The organism is Corynebacterium sp. 212_CJEI (assembly GCF_001055915.1).
Taxonomy (GTDB): Bacteria; Actinomycetota; Actinomycetes; order Mycobacteriales; family Mycobacteriaceae; genus Corynebacterium; species Corynebacterium jeikeium_D.
In genome coordinates this window covers 124,484-140,341 of record NZ_JVPT01000054.1, presented here as the reverse complement: position 1 = coordinate 140,341, position 15,858 = coordinate 124,484, and the positions used below count along the sequence as shown (strand labels likewise).

Below are 15,858 nucleotides of genomic sequence, written 5' to 3'. Positions count from 1 at the left end.
GACGGTACCAGAAACCGTAGTGTTGCCAATTACACCATAGGCCATCGCTGCTGAACGCAACGAGGAATAATATAGCCAATTCGCGCTAACAAGAGCAAATCACCTGGTCAAAGGCTCGTTTAAATTCGCGAGTTCCCCACAGCCCACCTCAGCAGTGCGCATAACTAATGCAGTGCATATAACTAACGCAGTCCCAGATCGAAAGCCCATTCGATCGCAGCTCAAAGCTGATCCGCCCTTCAGGAGACACTTCGTGGTGAAGCGGCTGGCAAACAGCCGACACACACCAAAAAACCAGACCTGAAAGGCAGGCACCATGACTTCCCCAACAACGACGGCAACAACCGCCCCCATCACGCTCGAGCTGGAGTTCTCCGACATCACGGAGCAAATGAACGGCACCATCGGTCGCGTCATCGGCACTGTCACTATCCGTCAGTTCGCGAAAATCATCTCGGCCCTCAACCTCGACGCCAACCCACGCGTGTCCCCGCACCGGCCGCATCACCGATGCCATCATGGAAACCATCGACACCACACCGGAGCTCTTCGCCTACAAATCCAAGGGTGTGCTCCTGGCCTCCACTCAGTTCACCAGTGACGACAATCTCTACCGCTTCACCTTCAGCAACCGTCGCATCGAAGGCATCCTCGACGGCGGTCACAACTCGCTGGCTATCGCACTGTTCGTCCTGGGCAAGCTCACTCCACCGCCTAGCCGCAAAATCAAAACGTGGTCCGAAATGAAGGAGGTCTGGTCGGAGCGTACGGGAGAAATTGAGGAATTGCTTGCCGACGAAAGCCTCACCGAGCTCGATGCCCGTGTTCCGGTAGAGGTACTCGTGCCCGGTGCTCGGGACGAGGACACTGTGCAGGACTTCTCCGATGCTCTGCTCGATATCTGTGCCGCCCGCAACAACAATGCGGAGCTCAAGGCGGAAGCAAAGCTCAATCGCGCCGGCTACTTTGACGATCTGAAGCATGCCCTGCCTCAGGGAATTAGCGACAACGTGCAGTGGCGCACCAACGATACTGGTCGACTAAAGGTGGGCGATGTCATCGCTATGGCATGGATTCCGCTGTCTTGTATTGACCTGCCGAAGGATGCCGACGGGAAGCAGATTGAAGCACCGACCCCCACCAGCCTCTACTCCGGCAAGGCCAAGCTGCTTGACCGCTTCGAGGATGTCATGAGCTCACCGGAGGTCACTAAGCCCAGCACTGAAAGCATCAATGAGCGCACCGAAGAGGTCGTTCTCTACAACGAGAAGGTCCGCAGCGCATTGAACCTCACGCGTGACTTCATCGATATTTTCGAGCGCATCAACGCAGAGCTACCCGATCTCTACAACAAGAGCGGCGGTAAATTCGGCGGCATTGATGCTGTTGACAAGGCCAATAAGAAGAATCCGCGGACCGGCAAGACTCCACAGAAGTACTCGAAGTTCTACCGCCAGCCCATCGGCTACGCGATTCCGGACGGGTTCATCTACCCGCTCGTGTACGCCTTTGCCGCACTGCTCAAGCGAAACGAGGACGGCACGGTCCACTGGGGAACCGACTGGCACGATTTCTTCAACAACCACATGGGGTCGCTGGTCAAGGATTACCGCGAAACCTCCATGAATATGCTGAACCGCGACCCGCAGAAGGTGGGCAAGGAAGCGGGCTCTTACACGAACCTGCTTCGCTCAGCCCAGCTCGCGCTCTTTACTGAGCAGCAGTAAAAGGAGTGACCTCGAGCGCCTTGCGCAGTCGGCCCAGGCTGCGGCTGCGACCAAGCAGCTCCATGGACTCGAACAGCGGCGGCGATACCTGAGCACCAGTTACAGCCACGCGCACCGGGCCGAAGGCCTTGCGTGGCTTCAGCTCCAGGTCCTCGATGAGGGCCTTCTGAAGTGCAGCTTCAAGCTTCTCGGTGACGAAGTCCTCTTCGCTGAGCGGCTCCACAGCTGCAATGGTGGCCTCCAGGACAGCGACGGCGTCTTCCTTGAAGTTACGGCGTGCCGAGCGCTCATCGAAGGTGAACTCGTCCTCTTCCACAACTAGGAACTTCGAGAGGTCCCAGGCGTCGGAAAGCGTCTTCACACGGGTCTGCAGCAGCGTTGCCAGGAAAGCGAACTTATCCGCCGGGTAGTCGGCCGGGAAGTCAAAGTGGCTTTCCAGGTACGTGCGCAGACGCTGCTCGAAGTCGTTCGGATCGAGCATGCGGATGTGGTCCGCGTTGATAGCGTCGGCCTTCTTCTGATCGAAGCGAGCCGGGTTGGACAGCACATCGTGGATATCGAAGGCCTTGACCATCTCGTCCATCGTGAAGATGTCCTGGTCGCCGTCCATAGACCACCCCAGCAGTGCCAGGTAGTTCAGCAGACCCTCGCGGATGAAACCGTTATCGCGGTGGATGAAGAGATTGGACTGCGGGTCACGCTTGGACAGCTTCTTATTACCCTCGCCCATAACGAACGGCAGGTGACCGAACTCCGGGGTGAACTTGGCGACACCGATGCGCTTCAGCGACTCGTAGAGAGCGATCTGGCGCGGGGTCGATGGCAGCAGGTCCTCACCACGCAGGACGTGAGTGATCTCCATCAGGGCGTCATCGACCGGGTTAACCAGGGTGTAGAGCGGTTCACCGTTGGAGCGAGCAATGACGAAGTCCGGAACCAGGCCGGCCTTGAACTCGATACGACCGCGCACGAGGTCGTCGAAGACAATGTCCTCGTCCGGCATGCGCAGGCGAATCACCGGCTTACGGCCCTCTGCGCGGAAGGCTTCCTTCTGCTCCTCGGTGAGGTTGCGGTCATAGTTGTCGTAGCCCAGCTTCGGGTCACGACCGGCAGCCTTGTGGCGCTCCTCAACCTCTTCAGCGGTGGAAAAGGCCTCGTAGGCTTCACCGGCGTCGATGAGGCGCTGCAATACATCGGCGTAGATGTCCTTGCGCTGCGACTGGCGGTACGGGCCGTGCGGACCGCCGACATCGATGCCCTCGTCCCAGTCAATACCGAGCCAATTCAGGGCCTCGATGATTGCCTGATAGGACTCTTCGGAGTCGCGAGCGGCATCGGTATCTTCGATGCGGAAGACCAGCTTGCCACCAGTGTGACGGGCATATGCCCAGTTGAACAGGGCAGTGCGGATGAGGCCAACGTGCGGGGTACCGGTTGGCGACGGGCAAAAGCGTACGCGAACATCTGACATGCTTTCCCACGATACCCGCCCTCCCACCTGCAGGCATGCATAGGGTTTGCATAGGGTTACAGAGCCCACTCCCCGGCCACTTCGCCGGCGTATCCGGCGGCGCGCAGCCGCTCAACCCAGCTGCGCAGTGGTGCCTCACCGGTGCCCGGCGCGCCGCGGCCTGGGAAATCGGCAATCTGGACGTGCGCCGGCAGGCTCACTCTTCCGGTCTCCACATCAGCGAGCCAAGCATCCACGTCGACGCCATTAGCTGCAAAATGGTAAAAGTCCGCGAGCACACCAGCACCAGTCTGTTGCGCTAGCTCGTCGGCTTGCCAGGGATCTGTAATGGGATAATCGCTCATCCCGGACAGTGGCTCAATCAATGCGCGAACCCCGCTGAGCTCCAGCTGGGCAGTAATCTCAGTCAGTCTTTGCACCTGCAAGTTCGTTAGCTCCCCCGAGCGCCCCAGCAGCACGTTCGAGCATTTCAGCCCAGTGGCCCGCGCAATCTGGCTCACTGCCTCCAGATGCCCCGCGGGCAGCCCATCCGTATCGAGCACTCCTCGCTGCCCCGCTGCCATGTCCCCTCCCCACAGATTCATGGCATAAAGACCGAGGCTGTCGTCAAAGAGGTCACAAAAAGCGGAAACCTCATCGGGTGCGGGCACTGCGAGGTCAAAAGGCCACCAGAATTCCACGGCCGCGTAGCCGTCGTCACGCGCGGCGTTGACGGCGTCGTGCGGGGACATGTGTGCGTAGACCGTAGAACAGTTAATAATAGTGCTCATGACCAAAACGGTAGTAGTAACTGGTGGCGGCGCGGGCATTGGTCGCGAAATTGCTCTGGCTTTCGCCTCCGATGGCTGGCACGTGCATATCTGCGGCAGGCGTATCGACGCGCTCGAGGCCGTTGCCGCCGAAGCGGACAACATCACCTTCTCCAGGTGTGACATCACCGACCCCGAGCAGGTCCGTGCGATGTTTGAGGACGCGCAGGTAGCTACGGGAACCATTGATGTTGCGGTGCTCAATGCGGGGCTGCCCGGCACGCCCGCAGAGTTCGGAGAGACCGACATTGAGGACTTCCGGGCGGTCATCGATACGAATGTGGTCGGCTCGTACCTATGCGCACGCGAGGCGTTCGCGCGGATGAAAGCGGGGCGTGATGGGAAGGCGGACCAAGCAGGCGGCCGAATCCTGGTCAACTGTTCTATCGCGGCGCAGGTACCGAGAGCCCATACGGCGGCGTACGCGACGTCGAAAAGCGCGCTTGCCGGAATGACCCATGTGCTTGCCCTGGACGGACGCGAGTATGGCATTACGGCAACGCGCATTGACATTGGCAATGCGCAGACTGACCTATTGGGGACGTTCACAGGCAGCGAGCCAATGTTCGATGCCACGCAGGCTGCGGAGACCTTCCTCTACGCCGCGAATCTGCCGGCGAGTGCAGTCATCGATCAGCTGACGATTACCGCTGCGGGTATGCCCTTTTTGGGTAGGGGTTAGCCTGCCCCTTAAACTGGAGCACAACTGGGTTTAGATTGAGGAGGCGGGTTAGGGCTATGTCCATGGAAAACCACCCCTCTCTGGGCGGCGGAAACGAAGAAGAGAAGCAGGAGAATTCTCACCCGTCGAACGACCCTGCAGCGACTCCGAAGCGTTCGACGCGCTGGGATACGTCCCGCCCGACCACCGCTCCGGACTTTTTGCTCTCCCGGGCACACGGCTCCATCCGCACGCAAGGTATTGAAGAGCAGCTTTCCGACCCCTGGCTCGCGGCCGAGGGACTGCACTCGGGCATTCACAAGATGGTAGTCGGCGCATTGCCCTTCGACTTGGACAAGCCCGCCGCCCTGACCGTTCCCCGGGAAGTCATCCGCTCCTCGCAGCCGCTGGAGCCACCCGCGCACTACCGTTGGAACGCACCGAAGCCCCACGCCAACATCGTCGCTTACGATCCCCCGCTCGACGAGCACGCTGAGCGCATCGCCGCAGCCATCCGCACAATCGAGTACTCGGCGCTGGAAAAGGTCGTGCTCGCGCGCGCCGTGGAACTCGAAATCGATCCCCCGATTGACCCGCTCCTACTCGCATCGCGGCTGATCGACGGATCCCCCAACCGCGATGGCTTTGTCGTGGATCTCTCCCCCGCCGGTTCCGATTATGAGGGCAAGTTGCTCATCGGTTCCTCCCCGGAGATGCTGGTCCGCCGTACGGGCGACATCGTTGAGGCGTTTCCCTTGGCCGGGTCGCTGCCGAGGTCCCGGAATGAAGAGGTGGACCGGGCGTCGGCCCGTCGTTTAGCGGACTCGCGCAAGAACCTAGACGAGCATGCCTTCGTCGTCGACGACATCGCCGACAACTTGGCGCCACTGTGCAGTTCGCTGGATGTTCCGGACAGCCCCGAGCTGATGAGCACCGCCGAGATGTGGCACTTGGCCACGCATATCCGCGGTCGGTTGAAGGATCCGTCGCTGTCCGCGCTGGATTTGGCGCTGGTGGTGCACCCGACACCAGCCATTTGTGGCACGCCGACGGAATCCGCCTTCGGCGTTATTCAGGCCGTAGAGACCAACCGCGGCTTCTACTCGGGCGCTGTCGGCTGGTGCGATGAGAATGGCGACGGTGAGTTCGTGGTCTCCATTCGCTGTGCCGAAATCGACACTGAGGGGTCCGTGGCACGACTATGGGCCGGAGGCGGCATTGTGTCGCACTCCGACCCAGAAGAAGAAGTCACGGAGACCAGCGCCAAGATGGGCACTGTACTCCGCGCTTTTGGAGTTAAGGGCGCTTAAGCCAGGGCGCATAGGCCCTAGCAGCTTAAGCCCTGGCAGCTTAAGCCCGCTCCACAGGGTTGGCCAGCTTGCCGATACCCGGGATCTCAATCTCGATGCGGTCACCCGGGAACATCGCAGCGGTACCGGCCGGGGAGCCGGTGCAGATGACATCACCCGGCAGCAGCGTAATCGAGGCAGTGATGAACTCGATAATCTCCGGGATGGACATAATCATCTGGTTGGAGTTGGAATCCTGCTTGGTCTCGGTAACACCCTCGTGAGTCAGGTGCGCCTTGATCGGCAGCTCGTTGTAGTCCAGCTCCGTCTGGATCCACGGACCAAGCGGGCAGAAGGTATCGATGCCCTTTGCGCGCGCCCACTGACCATCGGCAAACTGCAGGTCACGGGAAGAAACATCATTGACGATGGTGTATCCGAAGATCACATCGTGAGCGTTTTCCTTCTTGACGTTCTTGCACGGCTTACCAATAACCAGTGCCAGCTCGCCCTCAAACTCGACGTTGGTGGCGAAATCCGGAATGCGAATCGGCGCTTCCGGGCCAATGACGGCCGTCGGCGGCTTAATGAACATCGTCGGCGGCAGCGATTCTGCCGACTTCTTGAACACCTCGGCGACGTGGTCAGCGTAGTTACGACCAATAGCGATGACCTTCGACGGCAGCATTGGGGCGAGCAGACGTACGTCGGCAAGCGGCCAGGAACGGCCAGTCTTATTCAGCTGACCGAAAGGGTGCCCTTCGATTTCGTGCAAAGTAACTTCACTGCCTTCGCCCTCAACGAGCGCGAAGCACATGCCCTCTGGGTGGGCGATTCGAGCAATACGCATAAAAATAGGGTACACGTCACATTGCGATAATTATGCAACGACCCCCACTCTCTATACTCTGCGCTCTAAACTCCGCGGGATTCCTGCGCAAGCCACACCAGCGCACAGGCCAGCGCATCGTTGAACGCGTGATGGGCCTTAAAACGGGGAATGCCGTACTTGTCGCACAGTGACCACAACCGCAGCTCATCACGGACCGGCTCACGGTTGGCCCGCAGAATCGCGTCGTACTCACGTGTCATAGTGTCCGCCACCGGCACATCAAAACGCGCATCGAAGTACTTCCGGCACAACGGATCTAGGAAACCAACTTCCATCCGCGCGTAGTGCGCCAGCAGCTTCCGTCCCCGTAGAGCTTCTAACAGCTTGCCGACGGCCACCTCTGCCTCTACCCCGGTTGCGACCATGTCGTCGGTAAGCCCATGCACCGTCGCCGACTCGCCGACGCTCACCTCCTCGCGCTCTGGGCGAATGAGAAGGTGACCCGACTCTTCCAGCACGATGTCGCGGCCTTCGACGGCAACCCAACCGATGGAAAGCAACTGATCTTTGGAGGGATCCAGACCGGTGGTTTCCACATCGACCGCGAGCCAAGCATTGTCGCGGATAGGTGCGTCCAAGAGTTTCTTGCGGGGTTTGAAAAACTTCAACATTGCGCGCTCACGACATCGCCCGGATGGGATACTTCGCCCCGAGGCTCTGCTGCAACTTGCGGATAACACCAAACGCATCGCGCAGGTGCTCGCGTTCCAGGCTGGAGAGACGCTTCGGGTAGATGTGGTTATTCGGCTGCTCGCCAGCGTTGAACTGGGCCTGCTGGTGATGAAGCTGCACCGTGCACAGGAACTCGAACGCATCCGCCAGATCCTGCGCACCCTGACGGCTCACGCTTCCGGCACCCGCACTCGCCGCCAAGCGTTCACGCGTGGACAGCTGCGGCAGCCCGGCCGCCACAGTAAATAGGCGCGCCATCTGCACCACAGCAGCAGTTCCCCCCTTCTTGATGTCCAGGGTCTCTGCGTGCTCGCCGCCCTTCTCCAGCACCAGGCCACGGAAGAAGCCGAGCGGCGGCTCCCGCCAGGCCGAGAGCTTGGCCAAGTGCGCGTGCAGGCGCTGCGACCCCTGGGCCAGCGGTAGGTAGGCCGCGCGCAATTCCTCTACCAGTTGCACATCGCCCGCTACCGCTCGCATGTCGAAGAAGGTCTGTGCATGTAACAGCGCCTCCGCCTCCGGTGCGGTAATCCACCCGTGGAACGTGCGCAGCCACTGCGACTTGGTCATCCTCCACGCAGGATTGCTGGCCATCATGTCCCCTGGACAGAGCGGATAACCGACTCGGTCGAGGTTGGTGCAAATCTCGTCGCTAAGCGCGGCGAAATAGTCAGCATGAGCGTCGGCGTCGTAGTCGTCGGCGAGAACAAGCGCATTGTCCTGATCGGACGCGAGCCCCATCTCCCCGCGCCCATGCGAACCCAGTACCGCAAAGGCGTAGCTGACTGGTGGCGGCCCAAGCTTTTCCTCCGCCAGCGCAACCAGGCGTCGGGTGACAGCATCGGCCACGGCAGTCAGCAGCTTGGCGACCTCCTCCCCCGAATCACCTCGGTCAATAAACCGGCCGACAATCCGCCGCGCGTTCTGAGCAATCTCCGCAATCTCCGAGATATCGCTCTTCCGCGCCAGCGTCGCCGTCGCGTACACGGGATCGGTGTGCAGACTGCGCAGCAGGTCACCAATGACAATCATGCCGACCACTCTCGTCCCGTCGTGCACCGGCAGATGATGGTAACCGCGCTCAGCCATCAGCAGCATGGCCTCAAAAACCAGCAGGTCGGGACTGATGGTTTCCGGGTTCCCGGTCATCACTTCGCTTACAAGCGTCGCCGCGGGCTTCGCCTCTGCCAGCACTCGACGACGGAGGTCACGGTCAGTGATGATGCCGACGAGCGGGCTCTGGTTGGCGCCTGCAGACTCCATTACGAGCAAACTGGAGACATTCCGCTCCGTCATAATCTGCGCCGCCTCTTGTACTGTCGCATCAGCACTGCAGGTCACCAGCGATGTTTCCATCAGATCCGCAACCCGTGTGCGCAATGACTCCGATGCCGCAGTACTCCGCAGCTTCGATGCCACTGCGCGAATGCGCGCGTTCTCACCGCCGTAATAGCGCCGGACCTCTACGAACTGCTCATTGAGCTGGTCAAAAACCTCCTTGGAGATCACTAGGAATACGCAGTCCTCCACTGCCGTCATCGTGTATAGCGAAGGGTCACTGCTCAGCAGCGTCGAATAGCCGAAATGATCTCCCACATCTCGCCTGTCCAACAGCGTGCCAGCTGGGTCAAAGAGATCCACCATGCCGGAGCGAATAATGAAACAGCTGTTGTTATCCGCACCCGCCCGGATAATCTCCGTTCCACGACGGGCATAGCGCATGGTCAAAAGCGGTGGGATAGTCGCGCGCTCTTCATCGTTGAGGTCCGAAAAGGGGCGAGTATGGCTGAGGAAGTCTGCGATTTCCGCAAGCTCGACGGTCATGGGGTCAATTATCCCCTATTTTTGCTCCCAATAGGACTGATTTGCGGGAATACTCGACCTTATGACCAATTCCACACACAGCGCTTCAATAAATCCCGAATGGCCGCTCGACGCCCACATCCTCGGCAGGATGGACAAGCTCGCGGCACTCGTCGCGACGCTTGACGACGACACCTTCAACGCAACCCTCCCCATCCCAGCCATTAACTCCCTGGCCGTGCTGTTACGACATGTGACCGGATCCGCGAGGTACTGGCTCGAGCGCGTCTGCCTTGGGCGTGATTATGTCCGTGATCGCGATGGGGAGTTTTCTGCTCATTGCAGTGTTTCGGAAGGGCTGGAGATTTACCACCGTGACCGCGCGGCCATTGAATCCGCGCTGGTGGAGTTGCAAGGCGTGGACCGCGCTGGTGCTCCTGCTGTTATTCCTACCGATAAGGACCGTTGGTGGTGCGGCAGCATCGAAGGCGTGATTGTGCATGTCTTCCACGAGGCGGCTCAGCACCTGGGACATGCGGAGATTACGAGGGATGCGCTAGTGGCAGGACTGGGAGGGGATGATTCCGATAACGGCGCAGGAAGCTCATCCCCATACCCCCTTGACACCATCATCGATGTACTTCGCCAGGTCGGACATGCGTCGGACTTCATCGAGCACACCGCCGACGGTAAGACTCACATCACTACCGTCGATGGCAAAACTGTGATTGCCTAGCCCTCTCCCCCCCCCTATTTTTTACTGCGCTACTTCAAAGCAGCAGCAATGCGGTCGCCAACCTCAGCGGTCTTGATCGGGCCACTACCGCGAGTAGCCATGTCAGCTTCCACAGCAGCCTCGATGCGCTGAGCGTCTTCCTCACGACCCAGGTGGCGCAGCATCATGGCACCCGACAGAATGGCTGCGGTCGGGTCAGCGATCCCCTTGCCAGCAATGTCGGGAGCGGAGCCGTGAACGGGCTCAAACATGGACGGGTTGGTATTAGAGGCGTCAATGTTGCCGGACGCCGCCAGGCCGATACCGCCCGACACTGCACCAGCCTCATCAGTAATGATGTCGCCGAAGAGGTTGTCGGTGACGATGACGTCGAAACGCGAAGGATTAGTGACGAGGTAGATCGTCGCAGCGTCGATGTGCGAGTAATCGACATCTACCTCTGGGTATTCCTTAGCGACCTCATCGACCGTGCGCTGCCACATACCGCCACCGTGCACCAACACATTGGTCTTGTGGACAAGGGTCAGCTTCTTACGACGGGTCATAGCCAGCTCGAAGGCGTAGCGAACAACGCGCTCAGCACCGAAGCGGGTATTGACGGAGGTCTCGTTGGCAACCTCGTGTGGCGTGCCGACGCGAATCGCACCGCCGTTACCGGTGTAAGCACCTTCGGTTCCCTCGCGGACGACCACGAAATCAATTTCGCCCGGGTTCTTCAGCGGTGACTCGACACCCGGGAAGAGCTTGGAAGGACGCAGGTTGACGTGGTGATCCAGCGCGAAGCGCATCTTCAGCAACAGGCCGCGCTCGAGAACACCCGGAGGAACGTTCGCCGGGTCACCGATAGCACCGAGCAGAATAGCGTCGTGCTCACGCAGGGAGTCGAGATCGGCGTCGGTAAGCAGTTCGCCATTGCGCAAGTAGCGACGCGAGCCGAGGTCGTACTCGGTGGTGTCGAACTCGCCGATAGCAGCCTTGAGCACCTTCAGTGCCTCTGCCGTAACTTCCGTGCCGATGCCATCACCCGGGATGACGGCGATCTTCAGCTTTCCTGCCTCAGTCATTTTTTGAGATACCCTTCTCACTATATGGACACAAATGAGTGTAGCAGAACCTAGCGCTCACCCCCGTCACTGTCTGCGCGATTTTTACCATCTCCATCGTTTTCACAATCCACCCCGCCTACTGCTCTCTCCTTTTCCATATCCCGCCGCACCTTATCCACTAGGCCGCGGAGATTGTCATGCAATTTGCGACGTTTCTCATTGTGCTCAGCCAGCGCAGCGGTCTTCTTTTCAGTCTGCGAGGCAAAGGTGTAACGACCATGCCCAGTGTGCTCTTTTTCCGACTGCGCAAACGGCCCTTCATCACAAGAGAGGAACGTCCAAGCTTCGATCCCATCATCACCTCGAACAACTCGCCACATACCGGCAGTTTTGAGGTTGTGGTGCCTTCGACAGAGACAATGGAGATTATCTGTGTGCGTGACCCCTTCCTTTTGCCGCTCACCACCGGAAAGGCTGTGATCAAATTCCACAATATGGTCGATATCGCACTTTTCCGCGGGGACATCGCATCCAGGAAAACTACACACACCGTCACGGGCACGCACGAATGCACGCTGAGACTCGGAGGGCCGATACCCCTCAACCGCACTATCCCCCAGCACCCGCAATGTCGATACCCGCTTCAGCCAAGACTCGGCCACCAGCGAAGAAAGCCAACCTGCGCCAGCGAGCCACACTGGAGTGTTTTCCGGTTCGCCATCCTCCCCGGGAGAGAGCACTCGGAAGAGTTCCAGATTCACCTCCACCTCACAAGTACCGCGTAACGCATGCATGAAAGCTGCCGCGCGACTCACTTTCATCTTCTTAGCCACTGCGTCGATAATTGCAAGGGCTTCCACTGCATGATGCCGCTCGAGGACAGTAGTCAGTGTCGTAACTCCAGCGTCACCATGTTCATCAACTGCGATAAACTCCTTAGCCGTCATACGATCGCCGAAGTAGTCGAGAGCCGCAGCTTGAACCTCCCGTACCTCCTCCGACTCCACGGGATTATCCGCCGACTCTCCATCCGCCTCGACCTGGTATGCCGCCGCATCAATTGCAGCATCTACGGTCGCCTCCACATTCCGGGCCAGGACCCTATCAGCCTGCAACCCAGCGACATCCACATCACGTGGCCGCACTTCCGGAGCACACTCACCAATCACTCGCTGCACCCGCGTTGCCATCGCACGCACGCCACGGAGTGCCTCCCCGTCGCGCCTAGGCTTAACGACGTCCACGAGACCCGACTCCACTGCGTCAACCTTGTCATCGGCTACAGGTCGGGTATGTTTACCAAGCATTGCTAAATGCCTCATCGACAAATGCCCGCGCTCCTGACACATTTCCGCTAGTTGCGGCATACGTCCAAGCATGTAGCCAATTTCCATATATTTGTTCACTTCGGCGCGTGAGATTCCAAGCACCACCGACCAATAAGCCAAATGAGCTTCGACATCGCCATCATCTGGTGGTGCGACCCGCTGAGCGATAACCATCTGCAGACGATTAATCTCGCGCATCACTTCAGCGAGCGAATGAGCCCTCACCTCATGGCTGAACCGAAATTCCCCACACGATTCCAACTCTGACATTGCACTGTCCCCTCCCTAACGAGGTCCCCTAACGAACAGTTCTTTATCAATTCGCCCACACCATATCCCCCACCCCGGATTCAAACCGCTGCGCACCCCAAAAATCTCCACATTATTCGAACACTATTTCGAACTAAAGCCGAAAGAAAATCCCGCCCTACGACGCAAACTTCGTCGTAAAGCGGGAACCGCACTAGAAACCTAGTCGACCGGCTTCATGGAACCGTTTTCGAGGAAACGACGGTGGAAGTCATAAGAAGTACCCAGGTCATGCGGAGTATGCAGGTACGGGGTGGCCCTCTCAGCACGCTCAACGTATTCGAGCAGCGCCTCCTTGTACATCGGGTGCGCACACTTCTCAATGACAACACGGGAACGCTGACGCGGCGCCAGCCCACGGAGGTCAGCCAGGCCCTGCTCAGTGATGATGACCATCACGTCATGCTCAGTGTGGTCAACATGAGAGACCATCGGCACGATTGCGGAAATATCGCCATTCTTCGCCAGCGACGGCGACACGAAGGTGGAGATATAGGCGTTACGGGTGAAGTCACCGGAACCACCAATGCCGTTCATCATGCGCGAACCAGCTACGTGGGTGGAGTTGACGTTGCCGTAGATGTCAGCCTCAATCATGCCGTTGGTGGTAATCAGCCCCATGCGGCGGACCAGACCCGGGTTATTGGAGATGTCCTGCGGACGCAGAACGATCTTCTCACGGTAGTCAGCGGCATTCTCGTTCATACGAGCTGCATATTCAGGAGACAGCGAGAATGCAGTACCGGAAGCCACGGTCAGCTTGCCAGCATCCATCAGATCGACCATGCCGTCCTGGATAACCTCAGTAAAAGAGGTCAGGTTCTCATACTTGGAGTCGAGCAGACCTGCGAGAACGGCGTTCGGAATGTTACCGACACCCGACTGCATCGGCAGCAGGTTCTCCGGCAGACGACCGGCCTTGACCTCCCCATCGAGGAAGTCGAGCAGGTAGCCGGCAATGGCCTTAGAGTCATCGTCCAGCGACTTGAACGGCGAGTTACGGTCCTCGGCGTTCGTCTCGACGACAGCGACAACCTTATCGACATCGATCTGAACATCCGGAGTACCGATGCGGTCCCCCGGGTTCACAATCGGAATCTCCTTACGGTTCGGAGGCAGGCCGACACTGTAGATGTCGTGCATACCCTCGAGATCCTCGGACTGCCAGGAGTTGACCTCAATAATGATCTTCTCTGCAGCATTGAGGTAAGAAATGCTGTTACCAACCGAAGAGGAAAGAATCAGGGAGCCATCGGCCTTAATGCGAACAGCTTCGACCACGGCAACATTGACCGGGCCAAAGAAGCCCTGCTCAGTCATCGGGCCAGAGTGCGACAGGTGAATATCACTATAGAAGGCATCGCCTGCATTAATACGGTTACGCATTCCCGGGTCGGACTGGTACGGCATACGCCACTCAACACCATTGGCCTTCGCCAGCGCACCATCAAGTTCCGGAGCGGTAGACGCGCCGGTCAAGACCTTAATCTTAAACTCGTCGCCACGCTCGTGAGCGGCCTCCATACGCTCAGCGAGAGCCGGCGGGACAACCTTCGGGTAGCCAGCACCGGTAAATCCGGCAAAGCCCACCATGTCTCCGTGGTTGATGAACTGCGCCGCCTCCTGCGCGGTCATCACCTTGGATTTGAGACCAGCATGGGCAATACGATCTGACATGAATTCACCTTTCTATATCCCCCAACGCGACTATCGGGGGTAGCACTTCGAACACCAAAGCACACCCCCAACCCTATCAACGAAGCGGTTAGCGCCTTTCATTCAGATGCCCGAAAGCGCCCCCATTTTAGGCACATTCCATACGTCACTAAAGCCGACTACAACACCGTTTTATGCCCTACGTCACAACTGGTCGACAATCAGCCATGCGACACATTTACAACCCCTCACATAGCCCAATTCGCGCAGTAGTTATTGATAATCATTTTCAGTACGCTAATCTTGTCGGGTGACTTCTACCGAATTTTCTGATAGCACCACACAGACCACTCCCGTCACCGTCCTGTCCGGATTCCTGGGCGCCGGCAAGACCACCCTCCTGAACAACCTCCTGGCAAACTCACAGGGGCGCAAAATCGCGGTCATCGTCAACGACTTCTCGGAAGTCAACGTCGACGCCGCCCTCATCGAGCAGGGCACATATCTCGAGCGCGGCGAGGACCGTTTCATCGAAATGTCCAACGGCTGCATCTGCTGCACGCTGCGAGATGACCTCGTTGAAAACGTCGGCAAGCTCGCGCGCAGCGGCAAGTTCGAGCACATCGTCATCGAATCCACCGGCATCTCCGAGCCCATGCCAGTCGCCGCTACCTTCGAGTGGGAATTCGACGACGGCCGTCGCCTCGCCGACATCGCCCCCATCGACACGATGGTCACGCTCGTCGACGCCTCTACATTCCTCGACAGTCTCCGCCAGGGTCGCGCGCTGCCTGACGACGAACGCACGGTCGCCGACCTCCTCGTCGACCAGGTGGAATTCGCCGATCTCATCCTCATCACCAAATCCGACCTCGCCGGCGAAAAGCTCACCGGCGGTACCGAGGAAACTATCCGCGCAATGAACCCCCGCGCACGCATCGTCCGCGTGACTAACGGCGAAATCGCCACCTCTGCCATTCTCGACGCATCGCTTTACGACGAAGGTACCGCGGCCACTTTCCACGGATATGCAGAAGAACTTGCGAATCCCCACACGCCGGAGACTGAAGAATACGGCATTTCTTCGGTTGTTTTCCGAGGCAACCGCCCCTTCGACCGCGAACGACTGATTAAGGCTCTCCGCGGCACAAAGGGGCTCGTACGATCCAAGGGGCACTGCTGGATTTCCGACCGCCTCGAAGTCGCCCACGTGTGGAGTCAGGCGGGGCCGAACCTGAAAATCACCCCTGCCGTCATGTGGGCGCAGACCGATGTCCCACCATCCAATGAGGTCGTACTCATCGGTGTGAAATTTAACCCAGAGGCCACACTGCAGGCATTCGAGGATGCCATGCTGACTGACGAAGAAGTGCGGGAATTGCTGTAACAAAGCCCCTGGAAGAGCGCCGATAAACGACCCGCTGAAGCGATCAGAGTGTCATAAATCACTTCTCAACCTGCG

14 protein-coding genes are annotated in these 15,858 nt (G+C 58.9%); 6 read left to right on the top strand and 8 right to left on the bottom strand.

All coding sequences use genetic code 11. The features are described from left to right. The first annotated feature begins 316 nt into the window (after positions 1-316). Both ADB02_RS11555 and ADB02_RS06635 read left to right on the top strand, forming a co-directional pair. On the top strand, positions 317-601 hold the full coding sequence (locus ADB02_RS11555) for a hypothetical protein (RefSeq protein ID WP_147722636.1): 285 nt from the start codon (positions 317-319) through the stop codon (positions 599-601). Then, positions 519-1,727: a hypothetical protein gene (locus ADB02_RS06635; protein ID WP_049172117.1), complete on the top strand. Its 1,209-nt coding sequence runs from the start codon at positions 519-521 to the stop codon at positions 1,725-1,727. The genes ADB02_RS11555 and ADB02_RS06635 overlap by 83 nt, the downstream gene beginning before the upstream one ends. Here ADB02_RS06635 and gltX read toward each other — a convergent pair. Further along, positions 1,711-3,198: a glutamate--tRNA ligase gene (gltX, locus tag ADB02_RS06630; protein ID WP_049190136.1), complete on the bottom strand. Its 1,488-nt coding sequence runs from the start codon at positions 3,196-3,198 to the stop codon at positions 1,711-1,713. The two genes, ADB02_RS06635 and gltX, sit on opposite strands and share 17 nt — an antisense overlap. A gap of 56 nt (positions 3,199-3,254) precedes the next feature. Continuing rightward, positions 3,255-3,968: a TIM barrel protein gene (locus tag ADB02_RS06625; protein WP_241482426.1), complete on the bottom strand. Its 714-nt coding sequence runs from the start codon at positions 3,966-3,968 to the stop codon at positions 3,255-3,257. On the opposite strand from ADB02_RS06625, the gene ADB02_RS06620 reads away from it, so the two are divergent. Both ADB02_RS06620 and ADB02_RS06615 read left to right on the top strand, forming a co-directional pair. Next, a complete protein-coding gene (locus tag ADB02_RS06620; RefSeq protein ID WP_049190148.1) occupies positions 3,967-4,689 on the top strand; it encodes an SDR family oxidoreductase in 723 nt (240 codons plus the stop codon). The genes ADB02_RS06625 and ADB02_RS06620 overlap by 2 nt on opposite strands. A gap of 56 nt (positions 4,690-4,745) precedes the next feature. Then, complete coding sequence (locus ADB02_RS06615; RefSeq protein ID WP_016422507.1) at positions 4,746-5,978, top strand: isochorismate synthase; 1,233 nt, start codon at positions 4,746-4,748, stop codon at positions 5,976-5,978. A gap of 40 nt (positions 5,979-6,018) precedes the next feature. On the opposite strand, the gene ADB02_RS06610 is transcribed toward ADB02_RS06615, so the two are convergent. The 3 genes from ADB02_RS06610 to ADB02_RS06600 form a co-directional block, all read right to left on the bottom strand. Next, on the bottom strand, positions 6,019-6,807 hold the full coding sequence (locus ADB02_RS06610) for a fumarylacetoacetate hydrolase family protein (RefSeq protein ID WP_049172137.1): 789 nt from the start codon (positions 6,805-6,807) through the stop codon (positions 6,019-6,021). Between the two features lie 65 nt (positions 6,808-6,872). Further along, the gene (locus ADB02_RS06605) at positions 6,873-7,460 is read right to left on the bottom strand and encodes a 3'-5' exonuclease (protein ID WP_048735364.1); all 588 of its coding nucleotides are present in this window, start codon (positions 7,458-7,460) and stop codon (positions 6,873-6,875) included. A 7-nt stretch (positions 7,461-7,467) separates the two neighbouring features. Then, entirely contained in the window at positions 7,468-9,342 is a 1,875-nt protein-coding gene (locus ADB02_RS06600; protein ID WP_049190131.1) for a DUF294 nucleotidyltransferase-like domain-containing protein, read from the bottom strand. Between the two features lie 61 nt (positions 9,343-9,403). Here ADB02_RS06600 and ADB02_RS06595 point away from each other — a divergent pair, with 61 nt between their 5' ends. Then, entirely contained in the window at positions 9,404-10,057 is a 654-nt protein-coding gene (locus tag ADB02_RS06595) for a DUF664 domain-containing protein (RefSeq protein ID WP_049172112.1), read from the top strand. 29 nt (positions 10,058-10,086) lie between these two features. Here ADB02_RS06595 and ADB02_RS06590 read toward each other — a convergent pair whose 3' ends face one another. From ADB02_RS06590 to ADB02_RS06580, 3 genes are all read right to left on the bottom strand, one after another. After that, positions 10,087-11,103 carry a 3-isopropylmalate dehydrogenase gene (locus ADB02_RS06590; RefSeq protein WP_101687711.1) on the bottom strand — a complete coding sequence of 339 codons (1,017 nt, stop codon included), beginning with the start codon at positions 11,101-11,103 and terminating at the stop codon, positions 10,087-10,089. A gap of 68 nt (positions 11,104-11,171) precedes the next feature. Continuing rightward, entirely contained in the window at positions 11,172-12,701 is a 1,530-nt protein-coding gene (locus ADB02_RS06585; RefSeq protein ID WP_049190127.1) for an HNH endonuclease signature motif containing protein, read from the bottom strand. A 201-nt stretch (positions 12,702-12,902) separates the two neighbouring features. Beyond that, positions 12,903-14,417, bottom strand: a complete 1,515-nt coding sequence (locus ADB02_RS06580; protein WP_049190126.1) for an acetyl-CoA hydrolase/transferase family protein — start codon at positions 14,415-14,417, stop codon at positions 12,903-12,905. Between the two features lie 289 nt (positions 14,418-14,706). Between ADB02_RS06580 and ADB02_RS06575 the strand changes: the two genes are divergently transcribed. Continuing rightward, complete coding sequence (locus tag ADB02_RS06575) at positions 14,707-15,783, top strand: GTP-binding protein (RefSeq protein ID WP_049190124.1); 1,077 nt, start codon at positions 14,707-14,709, stop codon at positions 15,781-15,783. Positions 15,784-15,858: the final 75 nt, after the last annotated feature.

What these genes read in the sequence shown, in the direction of transcription:
- ADB02_RS06635 (WP_049172117.1), top strand. Translation starts at nt 519, where the DNA reads ATGGAAACCATCGACACCACACCGGAGCTCTTCGCCTACAAATCCAAG.
- ADB02_RS06610 (WP_049172137.1), bottom strand. Translation starts at nt 6,807, where the DNA reads ATGCGTATTGCTCGAATCGCCCACCCAGAGGGCATGTGCTTCGCGCTC.
- ADB02_RS06615 (WP_016422507.1), top strand. Translation starts at nt 4,746, where the DNA reads ATGTCCATGGAAAACCACCCCTCTCTGGGCGGCGGAAACGAAGAAGAG.
- ADB02_RS06620 (WP_049190148.1), top strand. Translation starts at nt 3,967, where the DNA reads ATGACCAAAACGGTAGTAGTAACTGGTGGCGGCGCGGGCATTGGTCGC.
- ADB02_RS06600 (WP_049190131.1), bottom strand. Translation starts at nt 9,342, where the DNA reads ATGACCGTCGAGCTTGCGGAAATCGCAGACTTCCTCAGCCATACTCGC.
- ADB02_RS11555 (WP_147722636.1), top strand. Translation starts at nt 317, where the DNA reads ATGACTTCCCCAACAACGACGGCAACAACCGCCCCCATCACGCTCGAG.
- ADB02_RS06595 (WP_049172112.1), top strand. Translation starts at nt 9,404, where the DNA reads ATGACCAATTCCACACACAGCGCTTCAATAAATCCCGAATGGCCGCTC.
- ADB02_RS06625 (WP_241482426.1), bottom strand. Translation starts at nt 3,968, where the DNA reads ATGAGCACTATTATTAACTGTTCTACGGTCTACGCACACATGTCCCCG.
- gltX (WP_049190136.1), bottom strand. Translation starts at nt 3,198, where the DNA reads ATGTCAGATGTTCGCGTACGCTTTTGCCCGTCGCCAACCGGTACCCCG.
- ADB02_RS06580 (WP_049190126.1), bottom strand. Translation starts at nt 14,417, where the DNA reads ATGTCAGATCGTATTGCCCATGCTGGTCTCAAATCCAAGGTGATGACC.
- ADB02_RS06605 (WP_048735364.1), bottom strand. Translation starts at nt 7,460, where the DNA reads ATGTTGAAGTTTTTCAAACCCCGCAAGAAACTCTTGGACGCACCTATC.
- ADB02_RS06585 (WP_049190127.1), bottom strand. Translation starts at nt 12,701, where the DNA reads ATGTCAGAGTTGGAATCGTGTGGGGAATTTCGGTTCAGCCATGAGGTG.